We start from the raw sequence: 21,903 nt of genomic DNA, 5'->3' as shown, positions 1-21,903 counted from the left end.
TCACCCGACGGTGGTGCTGCGTCGTTCGATCATGAGGACGTCGCGCCAGACGCCGTGATGCCGCCCGACGCGTTCGCGAGTGCCGAGGACGCGGAACCCGACCGCCTCGTGCAGGGCCAGGCTGGCGGTGTTCTCGGGGAAGATCCCCGACTGGACGGTCCAGATCCCGGAGTCCTCGCCCGCTTCGATGAAGGCGGTCAGCAGGGCGCGGCCGATGCCGCAGGCGCGGTAGCCGGGATGGACGTAGACGCTGTGCTCGATCACTCCCGCATAGACGGGGCGGGTGGACACCCGCGAGGCGGCCACCCAGGCGACGACCTGGCCGGTCTCCGTGTCGGAGACGACATAGCGGAGGTTGTGGAGCTTGCCGGCGCTGAACCGCTCCCAGCTCGGCGCGGTGGTCTCGAAACTCGCCTGTCCGGTGTCCAGCCCCAACTGGTACACCTCCAGGACCTGCTCGGCATCGGTGTCGCGCATCGGGCGGATCTCCAGGCCGGGGCCGATCGGCGGTTTGCGGGCCTTGACGATGGCCGAGTGGACGCCGTCGCCGTGGTCGGTGGTCAGGGTGACACCGACGCCCACGAAGCCGGCCTCCAGCAGCAGGTCGCGGTACCGAGTGATGGTCAGTGATCCGGCGGTGCAGCCGATGCGCCGCTCGGTCGCCGCCCGGCGTCGCAGTTCCTCGGCCGTGCCGGTGTCGCCGTCGTCGGTGACGATGTCGCTGACGCCGAACCTGCCGCCTGGTCGCAGAACCCGGAACGCCTCGGCCAGCGTGGCGGCCTTGTCATCGGACAGGTTGATGACGCAGTTGGAGATGACGACGTGCACCGAGCGCGCGGGCAGCGGCACGTGTTCGATGGTGCCGTGCAGGAACTCGACGTTGGTCACGCCCGCCTCCTCGGCGTTGCGGCGGGCGAGTTCCAGCATGTCGGTGCTGGCGTCCAGGCCGTACGCCCGGCCGCACGGTCCGACGCGGCGCGCCGACAGGAGCACGTCGATTCCTCCGCCGGAGCCGAGGTCGAGCACGCTCTCCCCCTCGCGCAGGTCGGCGACCGCGACGGGGTTGCCGCAGCCGAGGCTTGCCTGCACCGCGCCCTCGGGGAGCGTCGCGGTGTCGTCGTAAACGGCGGCTCCGAAGCATCCCCGATCGGCGGCTTCGCCGGCCATCGCGGTCCTGGCCAGCCTGGAATAGCGGTCGACGATCTCTTCATGGGCCACGGCGGCCTCCTTGGTCGCATGCCGGGGCGGCGGGGGCCGGGTTGCCCATCACGACGTCCGCGGCGGTGGGGAAGCAGCGCACGCACGTCTCGTTGATCCGGTAGAACCTCGCGGTGCCGCGTCGCTCGACCAGGACGAAACCGACCTCCGCCAGGATCTTCAAATGGTGGGAGACCGTCGACTGACCCACCCCGGACCCCGTCACGATCTCGCCCACGGTCATCGGCACGCGGCGTCGCGCCAGCAGCGACACCAGTTGAAGGCGCGTGGCGTCCGCCAGCGCCTTGAACCAGCTCGCGTACTCCTCGGCCTCGTCCCGTGCCAATGGCCCATTATCAGCATTCATCGATAATCGACGATAATCGATGAATGCTGAGGACGTCCATACGTCGAGGGCCGGACGCGAACGCTCCGGCCCTCGACATGGCATCGGTGACGAGCCCAGAGGGCTCAGTTCGCGGTGACCGGGATCCGGTAGGTGGGGCGCGGGTAGCCCGGCTTGAACGAGGGGACACCCGCGCTCTGCACGGCGGACGTCCCGGTCGCTACGGCCACCTCCTTCACCGCCTCGGCGACGGCGGCGTCGAGTTCGGCCGGTTCGCAGGCGACCCGGGCGTTGATCCGAACCTCCGCCTCAGTGAACGACGTCCCCGCCACCGCGTCCGCGGACGGTCCGGCGCCGGTGGCGGTGAGGCTCATCTTGGCCAGGAAGCCGGCGGACTCCAGGCTGACCTTCACGTGGCCGATCATCCAATCGTGACGCGCGGTCGTGGCCGACAGGTGGTCGAGGAGCGAGCGGGCCCAGGCGTCGGGGTCGAAACCGTCCACCGCCGTCACGGTCAGGCTGAGGTTCAGCCACGCCAGCGCGGCCTCGGCATTGGCGTAGCGGTCATAGTCGATTTCCAGCCCGCGTTCGGCGGGCTCCGCTCCCAGCCAATGGGAAACGAGCCGATCGATCCCCTCGCCGGATTTGGCCGAGTAGCCGAGAACGGTGGCTGTCGGGTGTCGCTCGCTCAAATCCGCCAGGATGGCGGCGACCCGGTCAGCGTCGAGAAGGTCGATCTTGTTAAGGGCGATCACATCGGCTTCTTGTAACTGCTTGCCGAACAAATAAGACATGTCCGAATCTGTATCGTCCAGCGGCAGCGCGGTGCGGAGCGCCTGAAGCCTTTCCGGTTCCACGACCACGACGAGAGGCGCGGGAGCGAATCGCTCACCATAGTGAGCGCTCAGCGGACGGATGACGGTCGCCTGCAGATCGGTGCAGCTGCCGACCGCCTCGGCGAGCAGTGTGTCGACCCCGTGCTCGTCGACCAAGCGCTGCGCCACGGTCAGCAGGTCTTCGAAACGGCAGCAGAAACAACCGCCGGTCACCTCGCCGGCCTCGGCGATGGCGGAGCGGGCGAGCTGGGTGTCCACGAGCTCGGTCCCCTGGTCGTTGGTGATGACCGCCACCCTGCGCCCCATCTCCTGGAGATGTTTGGCGACCGCGACCAACGTGGTGGTCTTACCCGCGCCGAGGAAACCGCTCAAGGTCATGAAGGTGATCAACCGACGTTCGCCTCACTTCTGGTAACGATGGTCCGTTGGGATATCACGGCACGATTCGACGTGAGCGTGTTTTCGCGGCAATGGTTCTCACGTGGCCATCTCGGCGCCACCTTCTACCGAATGCAAACTAACAAGGCACATTCAGAGAGGTCAAGAGCCTGCCACACGGAGAGAATTGTTCACTATCAATGCCCACCCTTTGAGATGCGCATTGATGGCCATCAATGCAGGTGCTAGACTCCACCCGACGATGGCCACGGGCGCGTTATTGGCGCATTCATTTCCGCGCCGCCGGCATCAGTGAACGAGGAAGAACCCGCTTATGAATTCCTTACCGGGCGGCGACGGAGGGCACGGCGATGATGCCCGTCAGCGCGGTGAGCGCCTCGGGGACCACACGGTAATAGACCCAGGTCCCCCGGCGGGTCGATGTGACGAGCCCGGCGTCACGCAGAACCCTGAGGTGATGGCTGATGGTCGGCTGCGTGAGGTCGAACGCTCCGACGAGATCGCACACGCATGCCTCGCCGTCGAGGTGAGAGGCGACGAGCGAAAGCAGGCGCAGCCGAACCGGATCGGCGAGCGCCTTGAACCCCGCGGCGAGCTTGATGCTCTGCTCCCGGGTCAGCGGCTCCGTCACCCGGGCGGGACGCGGGACGCCCGGCGCGACGGGCGGCAGCTCCTCGTCCGGCAGCAGCACGGGCTCGTCGCGCTCGGCCATGACGATCAGACCCCTTCCCGAGGCGCCCCGGGCGCGACCCACCCGGCGATTTCTCTCTTAAGTCTAGACAACCCTCTGGTTCAGGAGGTTTCTTCATGCCTCGCGCATCGCTGACCCGTGCCGAGGCCACGGAGCGCGCCGTCCTGCTGGACGTGCGTTCCTATCGGATAAGCCTGGATCTGAGCCATATGGAGGAGCCGACATTCCGGTCCAGGAGCAGGATTCGCTTCACCTGCCACAGCCCCGGGGCTTCGAGCTGGGTGGACGCCCTCCCTCGACGGGTGCGGTCGGTCCTGCTCAATGGACGTCCACTCGACCACGAAGGCGCTGGGCGGATCCGCCTGTCCGGTCTGGCGGCCGAGAACGAGCTGGTCGTGGACGGAGACTACGACTACTCCACCTGCGGCGAGGGCCTGCACCGATTCGTGGATCCCGAGGATCGGCAGGTGTACCTCTACAGCCATCTGCAGCCCGGCCACGCGCCGGCCGTTTTCGCCTGCTTCGACCAGCCCGACCTCAAGGCTCCCTTCGAGCTCGACGTGCGGGCGCCGGCCGACTGGGGCGTGCTGTCCAACGCCCCCCTCGCCAGCCCTCCCTCGCCCGGCCACGGCGGCTGGGTCGACGTCCGCCGGTTCGCGTCGACCCGGCCGATCAGCACCTACCTGGTTGCCGTCGCGGCAGGCCCGTGGGCCTCGTGGACGGCGGACCAGGGTGGGCCGGTGCCCCTCGGTGTGCACGCCCGGCGGTCTCTGGCGAAGCACGTCGACGCGGCCGCGTTGCTCGATCAGCTCCGTGCCGGGATCGAGTTCTTCTCCGGGGCGTTCGCGACGCCGTACCCGTTCGGGAAACTCGACCTGTGCTTCGCCCCCGAGTTCAACTTCGGGGCGATGGAGAACGCCGGCTGCGTCATCGCGGCGGAGACGTTCGTCTTCGACCGGACCGTCACCCGGCACGCGCACCGCCGCCGAGCCGAAATGATCTTCCACGAGCTCTCCCACCAGTGGTTCGGGGACCTCGTCACGTTCCGGTGGTGGGACGACCTGTGGCTGAACGAGGCGTTCGCCACCTGGGCCGGCATCCACGCGGTGACGCGGCTCACCGACCACACCGACGCGTGGGCCGACTTCACCGCGGGCAAGAAGGCCCGCGCCTACGCTCTGGACCAGTCGCCGTCCACCCACCCCGTCGTGGCCGATGTCCCCGACCTGGGCGCGGCCGGCTCGGCGTTCGACGCGCTCACGTATCACAAGGGCGCGAGCGTGCTGCGCCAGCTCGTGGCCCGCCTCGGCCTCGACCGGTTCCTGGCGGGCATGCGGCACTACTTCGCGGACCACGCCTTCGGCGTCGCAGGCCGCGCCGAGATGATCGCCGCCCTTCAGGAGGCCGGTGACCGCGACCTGACCGCGTGGGCGGACGCCTGGCTGTACACAGCCGGACTGACCGACATTCGTGCGGACTTCAGCCTCGACGAGGACGGACGCTTCACCCGGTTCGACCTGCTCCACGCGCCGGCCGGGTCGCTCAGGCCGCACCGCCTCGCGGTCGGCGTCTACGCCGAGGACCGACACGGCGACCTGACGCGCGTCGCGCGGCACGAGGTCGACGTCGAAGGGCCGCGCACCCGGGTGAACGCGCTCACCGGAACCAGGTGCGGACCGCTCGTGCTTCCCAACGACGACGACCTCACCTACTGCCGGATCCTCCTCGACGACCGCTCCGCCGAGGAGATCGTGCGGCGGGTCGGCCGTCTGCGCGACCCCATGGCCCGCTCGCTCTGCTGGACCGCCGCATGGGAGATGGTGCGGCACCGGGAGCTCCCGCCGCGCCGGTTTCTGACGATGGTCATCGGCGGGGCCGCGGCGGAGACGCAGATCGGCGTGGTGCAACGCCTGTTCGGCCAGGCCGCGACCGTCCTCGCCTCCTACACCGACCAGGACTGGGCCCGCGCCCATGGCTGGCCGGCTCTCGCCGACCTCCTGCTGGAGCTCGCCACGAGCCGTGACGCCGGCCCCGACCACCGGCTGGTGGCGGCCCGGGCGGCCGCGGACGCCGTCCTGACGACCACCCAGTGCGCCCGGCTACGGGACTGGACGCACGGGGCGGCCCCGATCGCGATGGACGACGACCTGCGCTGGCGCCTGGCTCGCGCGCTGGTCGCGCACGGGGAGTCCCCGGAGGAGATCGCCCACGGCCTCATCGGCGTGCGAGAGCGGCGAGTCGAGCGGCTCAGGGCGTCGGCGCCCACCGCGGCGGCCAAGGAGTGGGCGTGGCGGACCATCCTGGACAGCACGAGCACCGCCCAGGTCCGCGCGCTGGCGAGCGGCTTCGTCCACCCCGGCCAGCACGACGTGCTCGCGCCGTACGCCGCGCGCTACGTACAGGACGTGCCGCCGCTGGTGACCGATGCCGGCGACGCGGAGCCGGCCCGGACCATCGCGATCCGGATGTTCCCCGCCTGGTCGGTCTCACCCCGGACGCTGACCGAGGTCGACCGCCTTCTGGACGGCGGCCCGCCCGTGCTGCCCAGGCTGATCGGCCCGGCCAGGGCCGAACTCACCCTCGCCGTGGACCTGACCGCGCTCGACCGCGCAGGGTGAGCGATCGAACCACTCCCACACATCGGCGGTGGCGCCGAACCGGCCGAACAGCGTCCGCAGAGCGGGGCCCGCGTCCGCTCCCAGGTACCAGCGCTCCCCCGCGAGCTGCACCAGATCATCCTGCAATACCCCCGCCAGCGCGAACGCCTGGTGGTACACCAGCGGGTAGCAGGGCTTGCCCTCCAGGTACGTCTGCAGTCGATCCCACGCGGCCCGGCCGTCGACCGTAACCCCGAACTCGGTCTCGTACACGCGCACGTACTCGGCGGCCGGATCGAGGTGGCCGTCGTGCACGGTCATCTCGTAGCAAAGGCTTGCCGCGACCACGCGCCGCACGTGCTCCCGGGCGAACGAGGCGCGCTCGACGGCCTCGGCGCCCACCATGACCCCGAGGTGGTGCCTCTGCCAGTCCGGCCGCCGCACCACCGGTTCCACGGCGAAGCCGAACGCCTCGGTCAGCGCCGGGGGAGTGCGCCACAGGTCGGCGGGGTGCCGGGTGCCCGCGGTGAAGTGGAGGGCGTGACCCATCTCGTGCAGCACCGTGACGTAGTGTCCGAGCGTCCTGCCCGGAGCGATGGACACCCGCACGTCGGCCGGCGGCGCCACCGGCGAGCAGAAGGCGGTCCCCGACTTGCCCGGCCGTACGGCGTCGTCGACGCGGATGCGCGCTAGGAGCTCGCCCAGCCCCCACGCGCGGACGGCCGAGCGGACGCTTTCGAGCGGTCCGGCCGCGCCTTCGGGCACGATGGCGCGGGCGGCGACCAGGCGGGCATCGCCCAGTGCCGGCGCGGACAGCCCGTCGTGCTCGCGCCAGCCGCGCGACCGCTCCAGGAACCCGGCGCGGGTGGCGTCCAGCCAGTTCCGGGCGTGCGCGACGAACCGGTCCACCTCCGGATGCAGCGCCCGGACCAGCGCGGCGTGCGTCGCGAAGCCCAGCCCGGCGCGCGCCTCGGCGTAGTCGTCGAGCCATCGCCGCCGGGCGTCGCGGAGCCGCTCACCGACGTCCGCCAGCGCGGATCGCACCTGGCCGCGGAGCCGCCTGTCGGTGGCGGTCCGGGAAAGCGCGGCCAGCTCTCCGTGTGTGAGCGCCCGGCCGCCGACGTCGGCGGTGACGGTGCGCTGGAGCGCCCGCAGGCGCGCGGTCGCGCCGATCAGCCGAACCCGGAAGTACCACAGGACGAGTTCCTCGGCGTAGTGCAGATCTCCGCACTCCAGCGCCCGCGCGACGAGCTCGCCGCCGGTCAGCCAGGCGTGACCCTCCTCGGACGGGATCGGGTCGTCCGCGCTCTGCCCCGTGGCGGCCAGCCAGCGGGCGTGCGCCACCCACGCCTGCAGGGCCACGAGGTCGTCGACGTGGCCGGACAGGTAACCGGGCACGGCCAGGTTCACGACGGGTCCACCCGGGCCGCGGGCGGCAGGTCCAGAATGTCGGCGGCGCCGTCGGCGACCCGCTGCCAAAAGGCCCGGCGGTCCTCCGGCAGCCCGGCGAACAGCTCCGAGCAGCGGCGGGCCATCTCCAGGGCCAGGCCGGGGTGGGCGAGCACTCCGCGGATCCAGGCGAGCTGGCCAGGCTGGGGCGGGTCGACACGCAGTCCCGCCAGGCCTGTGCGGACTTTCTGTCCCACGTGGTCGTCCAGGGCTGCCGCGTAGCTCTCCCGCGCCTCCCGCGAGTCGCCGTCGGGCGGCATCGTGTCGGCCAGGGCCCGCGCCGCCGCGCACCCGTCGGCGATACCTGCGCCGAACAGCGGATCCTTGTGGCAGTAGGCGTCACCGGCCAGGCGCCACCCTGGCCCCGCGGGATCGCGATGGAAGTTGCGCAGGGTCTTGGACCCGTACACGGGCGAGACCCGGCGCGCGCCGCGCAGCCGGTCGGCCATGGCGGGGATCGCACGGAGCCGGGCTTCGTACCCGGTGCTCGCGCCGCTGCGGAGCATGTCGTACTGCTCGATGGGGGCGGACAGCATCACCACCCAGCGGCCGCCGTCGCACGGGCCGACCTGGAGCACGTGCCCGCCGTCGTGCCACAGCTCCAGGGCCGGCGCGGGCAACGGGACGACGCCTTCCCAGTAGGCGTGGAAGGTGCAGCGCATGACCCCGGCGTCGAAGGTGGTGGCGGCCCCGGTCCGGCGGGCGACCTGGGACCCGCGTCCGTCGGCGCCGACGACGATCCTGGCCTTCTCCGACCAGCCGTCCCCCTCCACCCCGGTGACCTGGTCGCCGTCCCGGCGCAGCGACCGGACCGGGCTGCGTTCCCTGATCTCGGCTCCGTGCCGGCTCGCGGCGCGCAGCAGGATCGCGCTCAGCGTCTCGCGGCGCACGCACAGGTTGTAGTGGTACGGCGAGCGGGGCAGCATGGGCGCCCCGTAGTAGCCGCCCTCGACCTCCAGATGCCAGCGCCGCAGCGGTGGCGCCCCGGTCGCGAGCACCTCGTCCAGCACCCCGAGGCCGTGCAGGAAGGACAGCACGGAGGGGCCGAAGAAGTGGGTGGAAACGGCGGGCGCGGGCAGGCCGGTGCGGTCGCAGAGCATGACCCGCAGACCTTGCCGAGCCAGCAGGGCGGCGCTCGCGGCACCGGTCACGCCGCCACCGACCACGATGACGTCATACATCGGTCCCTCCTCGCCTCATGCTCCGCCGGCCAGCACGAACGGCAGTCGGCCCGTCCAGACACGGCTCACGGCCCATGGGCGGTCGCCGGCCGCGCGGAAGCGGGTGCCGAGCACTTCGCGCAGGTCCAGGGCGATCGGATACGGACGCAGGACGCCGGCCACCCGGCCGTTCCTGATCAGGAAGCCGAGCCGCACCCTGGCCTCGACGACCGGGGACGACCCGGCGCGCTGCTGGCCGCCCATGAGCGATTCGATCAGCACCCCCTCGCGCACGCCGCCGAGCAATTCGTCGAAGGAGCCGGTGTCGGCGGGTCCGGCGGACAGCGTGGCCCCGTTCAGCACTGGTGTCACCGGTTTCAGCACCGTGCGGCGCAGCGCGTTCCCACGGAAACCGTGCCCGGTGGGCGCCTCCCCGCACGCGGCCGCCGTCCGGCGGCTGTGGTAGATCCCGACCGGGACGCCTCGGTCGACCAGCGTCAGCCCGGCGCAGGGCACGCCGTCGTCGTCGCCGACCGGCCAGGCCAGCCCTCCCGTTCCCTCCGCGTCTCCGTCTCCGTCCGCGGAGGGGTGGTCGCACAGGCTGATCGAGGGGTGCAGGAGGCGCTCCCCCAGGCGCCCGGCGGCGAAGGACCGGCCGGCCGTGACGGCGGTGCCGCTCAGCGCGGTGACCAGCGGAGTGAGCAGGGTGTGCACCGCCGAGGGCGCCAGCAGCACATCGTGACCCCGCTGCGGCGCCTCGGCGGACGGCAGTCCATCCCACTCGGCCGCCGCGCGCAACCACGCGGTGAGCGCGGCCGGCAGCGTCGCAGAGCGGGTCCAACCGGTCCAGGGCAACTGCGCGACGGCGCCTTCGGCCAAGGCGGCGATGTGGAAGAAGCCGTCGCCGGTCTCCGTCCGTCCCTCCGGAGCCGCGCGGTGGACCGTTTGCTCGGTCCTCGTGACCGTGCCGTGCACCATCAGCCCCACGGCGTGTTGCAGCGCTCCCAATCGCTCGGCGAGCAGACGAACGGATCGCACGTCGCCGTCGAAGACGGTGGCGGGCATTGCGGGTGGCGCGAAGCCGGGCGGGGCGATATCCGTGGGCGCGGGGGGCCCGTGCGCCGCGTTCCGCACCGCATCGCCGACCAGTTCCTCCACGTCGCCGGGACGCGTCGTGCAGGCGGTGCCCACCCTGCCGTCGCGGTACACGCGCAGGCACAGCGCGGTCTCATGGGACGACCTGACCGCGTCCGGGACACCCGAGCCGACCTCCACCACGGTGTCGTCGCGCTCGACGCCGAGCACTACCCAGCGCTCGGCGTGCGCCGCGACGGCCTCGCCGATCCGTTCCACCCCCTCAGCCAGGGTGGACACGTATACCTCGCAACCGGAGCGGAGGCGCCCAGGAGCTGACCGGCAAGGGATGCTGCCCCTGCTTGCCGCAGCTCGCCGAGGTGTCGCCGCGCCACTGCTCCCCGCCGACCGCGTCGATGGCCTCGAAGGCGCCGAGCACCTCTCCGGACAGCACCACGCCTCTGACCAGCCGGCCGACCTCACCGTCACGGATCTCCCGGCATTCGGCCGGCATGAACGTGAACCCGGCCCGGTCGGTTTGGCCGCCGAGGACGCCGCGCGCCAGCAGCCCGCGGCCCACTCCGCCGATCAGTTCCTCTTCGGACGCGGCACCCGGGGCGATCGCGATGGTCCGCAGCCGGGGCAGCGGCGGGTGGCGGAAGCTCAGGGCGCGCGCGTTCCCGGTGGGCGTCTCACCGAAGGCCGCGGCGGTCGAGCGGTCGTGCAGCCGGGGACGGGCCACGACTCCCTCGCGCAGCAGGGCGACCGGCTCTCCACCGGTTCCCTCGTCGTCCACGGGGACGAACCCCCGCGCGCCCGGCCGTCCCGGGTGATCGGTGATGGTGAGGACGGGCGGGCCGAGCCTGCAGCCGGCGGCCAGCGACCGCTGCAGGCCGGCGTCCCCGAGATGATGGTCGGCCTCGGCCAGGTGCCCGATCGTCTCGTGCGCCCAGATGCCGGACAGCGGGCCGTCGCAGACGACGTCGTAGGTCCCGGCTTCGAGGACGGGCGCGTCGCGCAGGTCCACGGCGGTCGCGACGGCCGACTCCACGCGGGCGGCGAGGTCGCGCACCACGGAGAAGTCGCCGCCGCTGCCCACGGACACCGACCCCGCGGTCCGCGCGGCGCCTCCGTCGGCGTAGACCGTGATCTGCAGGGTCAGGTCCCTGCGCCGGTAGCCGATGCCGGTTCCCTCGCTGGTGACGAGCTCGACGTCCGCCACGCGTTCCCGGTAGTAGACCAGCGCCCCGGTGACGGACGGGTGCGCGGCCAATGCCATCGCGTGGTAGGAACCGAGCAGTTCGGTCTTCTCCGCCACGCCGACCCGCTCCGCCGGCTCGCCGAACTCCACGACGGGTTCTTCCCGGTAGGGCCGGTGTCCGGCGAGGCGTCCCGTCGCGGCACCCAGCGCGGAGGCGTCGCGTTTGGCCCGGCGCAGCACCGCCGCCGCGTCCAGCACGGTGGACGACGCGAACGAGGACCCGGCCGGGCCGATCACCCGGGCGCAGCAGCCCTCGTCCCGGCTGGTCACGCTGCTTTCCAGGCCGTCGCCGCGCCACACCAGGTCGGTCATCCGGGCCCGTTCGACACGGATCTCCGCGTAGTCGGCGGCGCGTAGACCCGCGACCCGGAAGGCCGCGGGCGAGCCGTCGGTCAGCAGCACGGTTGCGCGGGGCTGTCGTCCCGGTAGGCGAAGATCATCGCGCTGGTGACCTCCGCGCCGTCCCGGTAGGGAACGAGCCCGTCGCTGCGCATCTCCACACGCCCGAACCCCGCGCCGAGGACCAGGTCCCGGTACTGGCTTTCGGTCATGCCGACCACGCATCTGGCGAAGTCCTCGGCCCCAGCCGACTCGCCGACCGCCACGTCCGGCGGGGGCGGGCCGCCGTCGGAGTAGACGACGTCGGAGATCACGGCGACGCCGCCCGGGCGCAGGACCCCGGCAACGGCCCTCAGCACCTCCTGCTTGTCCGGGAACATGCCGAGGACGCAGTTGCTCATCACCACGTCCACGGTGGCCTCGCGCACCGGCGGCCGGCGGATGTCGCCGACGCGCACGTCGACGTTGGACAGCCCCATTTCCCTGGCCGCGCGGCGTGCCGTTCTGACCATCTGCATCGACGCGTCGACCCCGATGACCCGGCCCGTCTCGCCCACCCTGCGCGCGGCGATCAGCAGATCCAGCCCGGCGCCGCAGCCGAAGTCCACGACCGTCTGGCCCGGCCGCAGAGCGATCGCGTTCATCGGCGAACCGCAGCCGCTGGACAGCTCCAGGACCCACTCGGGAACCGCGGCCAGTTCCTCGGGTGTGTACACCGAGGTGGGAGAGCAGCACAGCGTGCTCGCGCCCTGCACCGCTAGCGCGTCATAGCGTTGCTTGACATGCGTCTCGACGGGCACGAACGCGGCGGCGGGCGTGGGCGCGCAGCACCCGGCCGCCTGATCCGCGGACTCCGGGGCACACCCGCAGGCATCCGGCTCGGCGACGGTCCGTGGCCGGATCAGCTCATCCAGGGAAATGAACCCACGCGCGTCATCTGCTCCCACGTTCCCTCTTCTCCTTCGGATCTCGTGACCTGGTCCCGCCGCTGGCGCAGAGCCATCGGCAGCAGGTAGGAAAGCTCGGTCTCGACCCGCGTCCTGATGCTGGACACCTTCGGGCAGAAGCACGTGTTGAAGTCGCCGCCACTGGCCGCCCACGCCTTGATGGGGCAGCCACCGCCCCCGCAGAACAGCTTGACGTTGCACTCGCGACACATGGGCACGGTGTCCACGTGGCGGTGCCGCCAGGGGTCGCGGTAGCCGCCCGCGTAGCGGAACTCGGGGAAGAACGTCCCGCACGAGTGCTGCGGGCGCCCCACGGTCTCCGGGCAGCCATAGACCCTGCCGTTGGGGTCGAAGGCGACGACGCTGGTACCCGCGCTGCATCCCTGCAAGTTGGGCCGCACCCGGTCGCCTTCGAGGACAGCCGCCCGGATCCGGGCCGGGTCCGGCCTGAGCATCCGGTCGACCAGCGGGTTGGCCTTCAGCATCTGGAAGAAGGCGTCCTGGAGTCCGGGCTTCACGTCGCCCCTGACCATGCGCCGGCGCTTCTCCTCCGGATGGTCGGGCGTCACGTACAGGAAGGTCGTCGCCTTGGTGAAGCCGTTGAACAGCCGGATCTTCGGATGGTCGATCCACCCCTTGGCCTGCGCGAACTCGGCGAAGCGCGGCATGGATTCCACGCTGTGCTCGTCGACCAGCACCCGGATCAGCACCCGCAGGCCCGCCTCGGCGGCCACGTCGATGCCGCGCTCGATGAGCTCGAAGGTCGGCTTTCCATTGCGGAAGACGCGGCGGCTGTCGTGGATCTCGGGGGTACCGTCCAGGCTGACCTGGACCTCCTCGCAGCCGTACCGCAACAGCATCGGCACGTACGTGTCTAGCGCCACGCCGTTGGTGATCGCCGTGACCGGGTAGCCACGGTCGTACGACCCGCGCAGGATCTGCTCGACCGCGCCGCGCTGGTAGGCCGTGTCAAGCAACGGCTCCCCGCCGAACAGCGTGATGTACGGAGGGCCCGAGTTCTCGTGCAGGTCCTGGATCATCGGGATCGCGTCGAACGCGGCCTCGATCATCTCCTCGTCCATGCGCGGGCTCTTGGTGGTCAGCTCGCCCTCGAAGCAGTACGGGCAGGCGAGGTTGCACACGTACGACGGAATGAACATGAACTGGAACGGCGCCTGCTGGATCGCCTCGAAGTAGCCGTCGACGATCGAGCGGTACCTGTGCTCCTCCTCGGCCGCGTCCGTGCAGACGTACCCGCGTTCGAGCAGGCCGGTCAGGAGTTCGCCGTCGACTCCGACGGCGTCTCCCGCGCGCAGCCGTTCGAGCGCGGCGACCTCGGCGGGGGTGACGATGTCCATGGATCCGGACACCGCGTTGGCCAGGACGCTGACCTTGCCACTCTCGTCGAGGTAAGCGGGGTCCAGGGTGCCTTCGGGGAGCGCCACCGAGAAGGTGACGGTGTTCGGGCTGACTAGCATTGGGTCTCTCCCAGAAACGGTGTCCATGGAGTTGCCGGGAATTGGAGAGCGCGGCAGGCGGCACACATGTGGAACGGGTTCTTCGGTACATCCGGGGCTGTCAGTCGCAGCCGTCCGGGTCGTCCACCATCACGCTGGTCAGGACGTCGAGGTTCTTCCGGCCGCGCATGGCGGTGCAGCAGTCGGGCTGCTTCTCGGACACATCGGCGCTTTCGATCATGGAAATCGCGATCATAGGTATCACCTCCTCCGCCGTGATCTCTGCCGCGCTCTCCGGCCCGCTCCCCACCGCCAGGCGGAAGGGAGAGTCGATGGTGGGGCGCACGCCCCTGGCGAAGGTCCCGGATCACCTCAGGACCTCCCGCACGACGAGCACCGCCACGGTGATCAGGCCCTCCCCGATGATCAGACCGGAGGCGACGATCTCCGTCGCGCTGCGCCGGCCGGGATTACGGCGGGTGAGCAGCCACTGCGTCAGCCCTCCGGCGGCGAGGGTCAGCGAGTAGGCCGGGGGCAGCAGGACGCCGAGGCCGATCATCGTGGGCATGGCCGAGGTGAAGGCCAGCCCCACCCCCAGCGGACCCGTGATGGCCATGGCGAGGGCCACGGTGGCCGGGTAGTCCGACGAACCGCGAACGGTGGCGTCCACGAACCGGACCGCGGTGGCGACGGGGGCCGGGAACGCGCCCCCGCCGATCACGCCGGCGCGGGTGAGGACCGCGATCACCAGCACGCCGATCGCAGCGCCGGCCAGCCCGCCGACGAGCTGCGTCCACCCCGTCAAACGCCTGGGCGGCTCTGTCAGGGTCTCCGGGCGATCGTGCACCACCTTCGCCGAATAGGTGAAGTACACCGCCGCGATGGCGGCGCAACAGATGGTCGACGCCACGAGCACCGCCGTCGCCGAGTCGGCCCCGGCCACCGCGAACACCACGACACTGAAGTAGAGGGCCGGCGCCAGCGGCACCAGGCCGATCTCCCCTCCGGCCCGGGTGAGGAACACGGTCACCACGACCAGCAGCGCCAGACCGAGCACCCCGAATCCCAGATATCGGAGCACCGGAGGATACAGCGCCGCGAACAGCGCCAGCACGACCAGGGCGGCCACGGCCCACCAGCGAGCATGGCCACCGATCAGGCGGTTCGCGAAGTCGCCGCGGAGCGCCCGCAGCAGCGGGCCGCGCACCCGCGCGATCGCGGCGAGGGAGTACCCGAGAATCAGTCCGACGCCTGCGGCGAGCACCCACGGATAGGAGAGATGGGCGGTGTAATCCGCGGGCTGGGCCGACGAGCGGTCCTGCAGGAACCACACGACGACGGTGTACGCCGACCCGACCGCCAGCCACGCGCACGCGCGCGGGCCGATGAGAAAACCCACCCCGTACAGCAGGGGCGACAATGCCAGGGCCACATGCGTGCCCGAGCCGAAAAGCTCCGGCGTGGCCTCATGGCCCCACAGAGCCACTCCCAGGGCGCAGGCGGCACCCACGGCCGCGGCCACCGGCAGCGTCCGGCCGAGCCGGTTGCCCTCCTGTCCCGCCCTGGTGCTGAGCGACGCCATCAAGGTGATGGCCGGCTTCAGGGTCGGATAGGGCAGGCTCTCGGCGACCACCAGCGTCCGCGCGACGAGCCCGCCGAGGCCGATCCCCACGGCGTTCGAGGCCATCGCCAGCAGCACCAGGATCCCCCAGGCCGGCAGGTCACCGCCGTCCAGCACCACGGCCCCGATGCCGGTGTCGAGCGCGGCGGTTGCCACGTAGCCGCTGGAGGCGATGGAGAAGACCACGAAGAGCGCCTGCCAGCTCAACGCGCCGGTGACCCGCAGCAACGCGGCGCCCAGCGCGGCGACCAGAGCCGACCCGCCGAACGACGTGCCCGTCCTGAACAGGACCAGAACGTTGAGCACGCACAGCAGCACACCGATCGCCAGGCCGATGAGCGTGGCGGACACGTACGACTCGCGCCAGTCGTGTGGTTTCGACGTCTCATTCGAGGTGTCGATGGAATCGGGCGAGGAGGGGGAGACGGTGCGCTCGTTTCCTCCCACAGAGCGCCCTCCATCTCATTCGATTCGCTACATCGATAGATATCAATGTGGCCGTCGAGTGCTCACACTAAAATGGCCGCCGATGCCGGTCAAGACCTTTTACAAGATCCCACGGCGACGCGATAGCAGGGCACGCGAGAGGCCGGAACGTCACACGTTTCACCTGCATGACGAAGGTTTTTCCGCCTCCGCGGCGGCATTTACGCGTGCCCGCGATTCTCTGCGGGCACGGCGTTCTCACGTCAGGGTGCGGTCCACGAGACGCGGTTCGGCGTCCGCACGGTCCGCCGCTTCATGCCTCAAGGGTCCGCCGTACAAGCCGGCGACGAGGGCCAGCCCGATCGCCCCGCCGACCAGTTGAGCGACGACGAAGCCCGGCACGGAGGACGGAGCGATCCCGGCGAACGTGTCGGAGAACGCGCGTCCGATCGTGACGGCGGGGTTCGCGAAGCTGGTGGAGGAGGTGAACCAGTAGGCGGCACCGATATAGGAGGCGACCGCGACGGGCGCCACACGCGCGTTCCCGGCCCGAGTGAGCAGGAAAATGACCAGCGCCAGCCCGGCCGTGGCCACCACCTCCCCGAGCAGCAGATGCCCGGCGGAACGATCGTGTGTCGACCAGCCGACAGCGGGCTTGTCGAACATCGCGTTGGCCAAGATCGCCCCGGCGATGGCGCCGGCGATCTGCGAGACGAGGTAGATGCCCACGTCGGACCCGGTCAGCTTCCGATGCAGGAACCAGTCGGCCAGCGTCACCACAGGATTGAAGTGCGCGCCCGAGATGGGGCCGAGCATGACGATCAGCACGCCCAAGCCGAAAACGGTCGCCGTGGAGTTCTCCAGGAGCTGGAGTCCGACGTCATTGGGCGAGAGCTCCTGCGCCATGATCCCCGACCCGACCACCACCGTCACCAGCAGCAGCGTGCCCAGAAACTCAGCCAGCGCGCGGCGCGGCAATGCCGCGCTCACCGAAGGCCCCCGATTCGCGCCGACCCGACACCTTCGGCCACCCGAAGTCCGTCACCGACCACGGAAAGTTCGTCACCGACCGTGGATTGGAAAAGTCTCCCGCAGGCTACCGAGTCGCGCACGCGGCCTCCCATTCATGTGACCGGCACCCATCACCATGGCGCCCAGCCGTCCAGGACCGGCGAGCGCCTTTGCTCGCGATGGACGCACCAGCCGCGCGTCCCGAGCCGCCGTCTCACCAGGCGAGGACCGATCCCCCGCCCGACCAGCCGCACTCGTCACCCGTCTGCCGCCATCCGCATCGATATTGACAGATATCAATGCAAACGGGAAGCGGCCAATGAGCGCCCATTGGATGCATGTACAATCAGCGCCCCCAATAAAACCCCCACCCGAAAGCCACACCCCCAGCCACATCACCACACCGATCAGACCTCACACGCCACTCCCGACCACGCCGACGAACAACAGCCCCGCGGACGCTCCTCACGTGCGCGAGGAGCCCGGTTTGCGCGAGGAAAACCAGCCCAGCCTATTGGGACCATCCCGCGTGCGCGGGGAGCACATTTTCCTGAGCGACTGCTCCGCCTCGTCGTAGGAACCATCCCCGCCGCGTCGGCTGGCGAGAAGCAGCGACATGGTAGCGGCGACGATCAGCCGTCGACGGACAGAGGGATCAGGGCCGCCCCCCACGGGCTCTCTCCGTGGCGGAGCACCAGTTCGTGCATGTGGGCATAGGAGACCACTGCCGCGATTGCAGCGAGCACGACGACGCCGGCGGTCGTGGTACGCCGGATCCACTGATCTGCCCGAGGAGCTCCCATGCCCGCTCACCCCTGTCCCAGCAAGAACCTGGTGGTGAGGACGAAGGAATGTGCAATTGGTACGGCTCCGCCCTCGGACACGCACTCTGGTACATGCTGGGCCTGGCCTCGACTAGGACAACCCTCTCCATGGGGTCGTAGACGAGGTACAGGCCCATCTGCGTGTAGAGGTCGTTCTTAGGATGCCGAATGTGGTGGAGTGTCAGTACGCGGCGTCGAGCTTCGCCTGCTGTTCCGCCGTCAACTCCAGGTCCACTGCAGCCAGGCTCTCCTCCAGCTGCTCGACCGAGGAGGCTCCAACCAGCGGGATCATCGGAATATCGCCGCCGATGAGCCAGGCGAGCACCACCTGGTTGACGGTCGCTCCCGTCTCCTTCGCCACTTCCCGCAGTGCCGCGAGACGCTGGGGTGTGCCTGGGTGGTCGAACGCGGCATCGAGCGGCTTGTCTTCACGCACGTAGCCGCCGCCCAGCAAGGGCGAGTAGGCGACCAGCGTGAGTGCGGGCTCGGCTCTCAGATAGCTGAGCAGGTTCCCGCCGACCACACCGAGGTTTCCGTCCTTGGAGCGCAGCGTCGGCAGATCGGTGCGCGGACGCAGGTAGGAGTGGTGGTACTGCAGGACTTCATAGCCGGGCAGCCCCGCCGTGGCCGCCAGGTTCCGGGCCCGCTCGAGTCGCCAGGCCCAGTGGTTGCTCGCCCCGAGGAGACCCACGGTGCCTTCCTGGACCAAACCTGCGAATGCCTCGACGGTCTCCTCCAGCGGCACCTTGGAACCTTCGAGGTATACGTGTGCGTACAGGAGGTCCAGCTTGTCCACGCCGAGCCGTTCCCTGCTCCGCTCCGAGGATTCCCGGATCACCTGGGCGGACAAGCCCTCAAGGTCGTGGCTGAGGCCGGTCGCCGGAGCGTTGGGCCGCCCTCCGAGCTTGGTGGCGATGACGATCTCATCGGTGACGTTGCGGCTGCGTCGCCAGCGGCCGAGCAGGGTTTCGCTTTCACCCCCCTGAGTGCCATTGACCCAGTAGGCGTAGTTATTGGCGGTGTCGATGAAATTCCCGCCGGCCTCGACGAAGCGGTCGAGGATGGCGAACGACGTCGCCTCGTCGGTGGCGGTACCGAACAGCATCGCGCCAAGGCTCAGCACGCTGACATCACGGCGAGTCATCGGATCGCTGCCAATCGTGCGGTACTTCATGTTGAATCATCTCCTGGCTATCCATGTCGCGTACTTAAGGCGCCACTCAAGGCCGGGCTGGACTGGTACGAGCAATGTCGCGCGGGGAGGGGACGGAGGTGCCAACTTGGGGAGGGTAGCCGATTCAAGGTCACGATGGGCTGGGACTACCACCGCTACATCCACAGCCACCGGGGCACGAAACCCGGGCTGTTGGTGGACCTGGACCACACCTCGCCTTACACCCCGGACCTCGACGACGTGGCCCCTTACCCGCCGGCGGACGAGGGATTCTGGACGGAAGTGGAGCCTCTGGCGGCCCGAACGGGTGAGGAGCTCCCTTGCTCGGGATGTGGGCGGGCAACGCCGGGCGCCGGCACCTGGGGACCCGTACGGCTGCCGGGGATCGCCGACCGCGCCGAACATCATGGCACCCAGAAAGCGGTACGATCCCCAGCTCGATGCCGTATTCCCCTCCGCCGCTGCGGGATCGGTCCCCAACGTGGGCATCGCACACGCACAAGTCTCTTGTCGGACAGTCCCAGGATCTTGCAGATCTGGGTATGGGTATCGCGCTCCTGGTCCGCGACGCCGGCCTGAGCTGACCGTCCCGCCCTTTCTCGATCAGTACGCGCCCGCGAGGTTATGGCGGCAATATGGCTTGTCGTGGCAGGACGATTAGTGAGCCAGGGGCGATTACGTGAGTGGGCCGGACACTATACCTTCAACAATGGCAAGGCCTATTTCGCCAAGGGACGGGTCGAGGAGCTGACGGTGACGGCGGCCGGTGCGACCGCCACGGTAACCGGCAGGGGGCCGGAGCCGTACCAGGTGCGGCTCGAACTGACCGACACCCGGATGAACGGCCTGTGCTCCTGTCCGCAGGGCAAGAAGGGGTTCTTCTGCAAGCACTGCGTGGCGACGGCCCTGGCCTGGATGGCGCAACCGGAGCGGCCACGCATGCCCGACCCCGCGCCCGAAAGCCCTGCGCCGAAAATTCCCGCATCGAAGGTTCGCGCGCCGAAGATTCCCGCGCCGAAGATTCCCCCGCCGAAGGTCTCTGACGCGCGGCTGCGCGCTTTCCTCTCCACCCGGGACGTCACGTGGCTGGTCGAGGAGCTGATAGGCGCCGCCGGAACGGTGCCTGCGCTGCGCGCCCGGCTGGAGGGAGCGGCCTTCTTGGAGGTGGGCGCCGTGCCGGAGGCCGAGGATCTGCGCCGCCGTCTCACGGAGGCGGCCGAGGGGGCACGCGCCGATCCCCTCGAGGAGAAAGCCGAGTGGTTCGGCGCGTTCGAGGCGACTCTGGCCGAAGTGGCCGTCCTAGCCACGAACGGGTTGGTCCCAGCCGCGATCGAGCTGGCCGAGTACGCGATCGACTTGCTCGTCCCGTACGCGGAGGGACACGGGTTCCTGGTCGGCCTCGCGCTCGCCCGCGCCTGGGGGATCCACATGACGATCTGCGCGAACGTCCATCCCGACCCGGTGGCGCTCGCCGACCGCCTGGTGGACCTGGCACTGGTGACGGGCGAGCCGCCCGCGGACATGGTCTGCGGCTACGCCGTGCCGCTCGGCGAGGTGGGCGCGGACCGCCTCCGCAACCGCGTCGAACGCGCCTGGCGTTTCCTGCGCTCGGAGCCGGACGAGTTCACCGAGGACGACCTGGCGACGCTCATGCGCCTGCGGGAGCAGACGGCCGCGCACGAGGGCGGATCCAAGGCGCTCATCGCGCTGCTGGGAGCGGACGAGCCCTCGAAGCAGGACATCCTGCGCATCGCGTGGGCGCTCGTGGTCGAACGCAAGGACAAGAAGGTCGTGGAGTGGATCAGGCGTGGCCTGGAGGAGCGCGATGGCGACGCCGACCTGCGCGATCTCGGCGCACGATGTCTGCTCCGGATGGACGAGCGCAGAGAGGCCGTCAAAATGTTGTGGCCGGTGTTCATCGACACCCCCTCCCTGGCGAGCTACCGGTCGCTCGCCGAGGCCGCCGGCGAACACTGGCCACGCTGGCGCGGCCGGGCCCTGGACCTCCTGCGCGACCGGCTCGCCGGGTCGGGCGACCGCGACCGCAACGCCGTGCTGGTCGAGATCCTGCTGTGGGAGGGGGACATCGAAGGCGCCCGGGAGGCCGCCGAGGGGTGCGATCTCAGCGAGTACCTGCGGCTGCGGCTGCGACAGGCGAGGGAAGGCGCAGCGGGAACGTAGAGACAGCAGCGGACGCCGGGCCCGGCCCTGAACACCATGGCCAGCCCACCCTCGCTGACGGCGCGGCACTGTACGGTGACCAGATCATCGACGCCTTCGACCTCGGGACGCTCAAGGGTCTGGTCGCCACCGCGTCCAGCAACAAGCAAGGATCGACGGTCTTCGACGCCGACGACCGTGCGGTCAAGAAGACGTGGAGCTACCGCGGCACGACGACCTTCGGCAAGCTGTTCGCAATGTCCAAGCCGTTCCGGACCATGCTCGGCGGGCGGCTGGACCCCCGGTTCAAAGGCATCACCGTCATGTGGGGGATCGCCACCGACATGACAGGAAAGCCGATCGTGGTCCAGGCGGTCTGGCGGCCCGGCGAGGGGTACCCGGTGGAGTCCGTGGCCGTCGCCACCCGGTTCAGCTGGGACGTGAAAACCTCCATCAGCGCTCCGCGCGCCCATGGAACCGCGAAGGATCCCCACGGGGACGACCTGATCGACGCGTACCGTTCCTGAGATCCTCTGGCGGGACGCTCACGCCATCGCCCGTCCTGCCGCGGCGATGATGTCCGCCGCGACCTCGGGCGCCGCCGCAGATTCCGGCGTCCCGCAGCAGATCCAGGGCCTCGCGTGCGCCGGCGAAGGGGCGTACCCGGCGGGGAGCAGCGTTGTAGGGCACGTTCTCGATGAGGGTGCCGTCGCGGTCGAACAGCACGGCGCCAGGGCAGCGAACGTCCGGCATCGGGCAGCTCCGGCGCGAAGACTTCCCTGATCTGCACCCGGTGGACCTGCTGGTTCGGGCGGATCGGTCATGAGCCGATCTGCACCTTGCTGTGGAAGTTGGGAGGGTTGACAGAACTCCAACGAGTTGCAACACTTCCCAACAGTTTACAAGTGGACTCGCATCGGCTTGCAAGTCGGGC

Annotated in this window: 17 protein-coding genes; 3 read left to right on the top strand and 14 right to left on the bottom strand. The window is 70.1% G+C overall.

Going from position 1 to position 21,903, the window contains the following annotated elements; all coding sequences use genetic code 11:
• The 4 genes from DQ384_RS42415 to DQ384_RS30590 form a co-directional block, all read right to left on the bottom strand.
• Positions 1-1,218, bottom strand: coding sequence for a GNAT family N-acetyltransferase (locus DQ384_RS42415; protein WP_220183231.1), 1,218 nt, complete (start codon positions 1,216-1,218; stop codon positions 1-3).
• Positions 1,208-1,543: an ArsR/SmtB family transcription factor gene (locus DQ384_RS30600; RefSeq protein WP_245966899.1), complete on the bottom strand. Its 336-nt coding sequence runs from the start codon at positions 1,541-1,543 to the stop codon at positions 1,208-1,210. Before DQ384_RS30600 ends, DQ384_RS42415 begins: the two co-directional genes overlap by 11 nt.
• A gap of 125 nt (positions 1,544-1,668) precedes the next feature.
• Entirely contained in the window at positions 1,669-2,769 is a 1,101-nt protein-coding gene (locus tag DQ384_RS30595) for a GTP-binding protein (RefSeq protein WP_220183230.1), read from the bottom strand.
• Positions 2,770-3,100: 331 nt separating this feature from the next.
• Positions 3,101-3,490, bottom strand: a complete 390-nt coding sequence (locus tag DQ384_RS30590; protein ID WP_114032359.1) for an ArsR/SmtB family transcription factor — start codon at positions 3,488-3,490, stop codon at positions 3,101-3,103.
• A gap of 95 nt (positions 3,491-3,585) precedes the next feature.
• On the opposite strand from DQ384_RS30590, the gene pepN reads away from it, so the two are divergent.
• Positions 3,586-6,087: an aminopeptidase N gene (gene pepN, locus DQ384_RS30585; RefSeq protein ID WP_114032358.1), complete on the top strand. Its 2,502-nt coding sequence runs from the start codon at positions 3,586-3,588 to the stop codon at positions 6,085-6,087.
• A 1,385-nt stretch (positions 6,088-7,472) separates the two neighbouring features.
• Here pepN and DQ384_RS30580 read toward each other — a convergent pair.
• The 10 genes from DQ384_RS30580 to DQ384_RS30535 all read right to left on the bottom strand — a co-directional run bounded on the left by DQ384_RS30580 (position 7,473) and on the right by DQ384_RS30535 (position 18,809).
• A complete protein-coding gene (locus tag DQ384_RS30580) occupies positions 7,473-8,696 on the bottom strand; it encodes an NAD(P)/FAD-dependent oxidoreductase (RefSeq protein WP_114032357.1) in 1,224 nt (407 codons plus the stop codon).
• Positions 8,697-8,711: 15 nt separating this feature from the next.
• Complete coding sequence (locus DQ384_RS30575) at positions 8,712-10,049, bottom strand: metallopeptidase TldD-related protein (protein ID WP_181871508.1); 1,338 nt, start codon at positions 10,047-10,049, stop codon at positions 8,712-8,714.
• Positions 10,033-11,412 carry a TldD/PmbA family protein gene (locus DQ384_RS30570; protein ID WP_181871507.1) on the bottom strand — a complete coding sequence of 460 codons (1,380 nt, stop codon included), beginning with the start codon at positions 11,410-11,412 and terminating at the stop codon, positions 10,033-10,035. Before DQ384_RS30570 ends, DQ384_RS30575 begins: the two co-directional genes overlap by 17 nt.
• Complete coding sequence (locus DQ384_RS30565; protein WP_147268948.1) at positions 11,403-12,296, bottom strand: methyltransferase domain-containing protein; 894 nt, start codon at positions 12,294-12,296, stop codon at positions 11,403-11,405. Before DQ384_RS30565 ends, DQ384_RS30570 begins: the two co-directional genes overlap by 10 nt.
• A complete protein-coding gene (locus tag DQ384_RS30560; protein WP_114032353.1) occupies positions 12,251-13,774 on the bottom strand; it encodes a radical SAM/SPASM domain-containing protein in 1,524 nt (507 codons plus the stop codon). Before DQ384_RS30560 ends, DQ384_RS30565 begins: the two co-directional genes overlap by 46 nt.
• A 100-nt stretch (positions 13,775-13,874) precedes the next feature.
• The gene (locus DQ384_RS43785) at positions 13,875-14,009 is read right to left on the bottom strand and encodes a hypothetical protein (protein WP_281274132.1); all 135 of its coding nucleotides are present in this window, start codon (positions 14,007-14,009) and stop codon (positions 13,875-13,877) included.
• 111 nt (positions 14,010-14,120) lie between these two features.
• On the bottom strand, positions 14,121-15,821 hold the full coding sequence (locus DQ384_RS30550; protein WP_114032351.1) for an OPT/YSL family transporter: 1,701 nt from the start codon (positions 15,819-15,821) through the stop codon (positions 14,121-14,123).
• 237 nt (positions 15,822-16,058) lie between these two features.
• Positions 16,059-16,790, bottom strand: coding sequence for an aquaporin (locus DQ384_RS30545; protein ID WP_114032350.1), 732 nt, complete (start codon positions 16,788-16,790; stop codon positions 16,059-16,061).
• A gap of 653 nt (positions 16,791-17,443) precedes the next feature.
• Positions 17,444-17,614: a DUF2637 domain-containing protein gene (locus DQ384_RS43255; RefSeq protein ID WP_281274131.1), complete on the bottom strand. Its 171-nt coding sequence runs from the start codon at positions 17,612-17,614 to the stop codon at positions 17,444-17,446.
• A gap of 202 nt (positions 17,615-17,816) precedes the next feature.
• Entirely contained in the window at positions 17,817-18,809 is a 993-nt protein-coding gene (locus DQ384_RS30535; protein WP_114032349.1) for an aldo/keto reductase, read from the bottom strand.
• Between the two features lie 645 nt (positions 18,810-19,454).
• On the opposite strand from DQ384_RS30535, the gene DQ384_RS30530 reads away from it, so the two are divergent.
• Positions 19,455-20,990: an SWIM zinc finger family protein gene (locus tag DQ384_RS30530; RefSeq protein WP_147268947.1), complete on the top strand. Its 1,536-nt coding sequence runs from the start codon at positions 19,455-19,457 to the stop codon at positions 20,988-20,990.
• Positions 20,924-21,496, top strand: a complete 573-nt coding sequence (locus DQ384_RS40565; protein ID WP_147268946.1) for a hypothetical protein — start codon at positions 20,924-20,926, stop codon at positions 21,494-21,496. Before DQ384_RS30530 ends, DQ384_RS40565 begins: the two co-directional genes overlap by 67 nt.
• Positions 21,497-21,903 lie beyond the last annotated feature (407 nt).

Origin of the sequence: Sphaerisporangium album (genome assembly GCF_003323745.1) — a bacterium.
In the GTDB taxonomy this organism is placed as follows: domain Bacteria; phylum Actinomycetota; class Actinomycetes; order Streptosporangiales; family Streptosporangiaceae; genus Sphaerisporangium; species Sphaerisporangium album.
The sequence above is the reverse complement of the archived record's forward strand: the minus strand, read 5'-3'. Positions and strand labels throughout refer to the sequence as shown.

Bases quoted from the DNA above. Each gene is read 5' to 3' on its own strand.
- DQ384_RS43255 (WP_281274131.1), bottom strand. From the start codon at position 17,614: ATGGGAGCTCCTCGGGCAGATCAGTGGATCCGGCGTACCACGACCGCC.
- DQ384_RS30590 (WP_114032359.1), bottom strand. From the start codon at position 3,490: ATGGCCGAGCGCGACGAGCCCGTGCTGCTGCCGGACGAGGAGCTGCCG.
- DQ384_RS30560 (WP_114032353.1), bottom strand. From the start codon at position 13,774: ATGCTAGTCAGCCCGAACACCGTCACCTTCTCGGTGGCGCTCCCCGAA.
- DQ384_RS43785 (WP_281274132.1), bottom strand. From the start codon at position 14,009: ATGATCGCGATTTCCATGATCGAAAGCGCCGATGTGTCCGAGAAGCAG.
- DQ384_RS30580 (WP_114032357.1), bottom strand. From the start codon at position 8,696: ATGTATGACGTCATCGTGGTCGGTGGCGGCGTGACCGGTGCCGCGAGC.
- pepN (WP_114032358.1), top strand. From the start codon at position 3,586: ATGCCTCGCGCATCGCTGACCCGTGCCGAGGCCACGGAGCGCGCCGTC.
- DQ384_RS30535 (WP_114032349.1), bottom strand. From the start codon at position 18,809: ATGAAGTACCGCACGATTGGCAGCGATCCGATGACTCGCCGTGATGTC.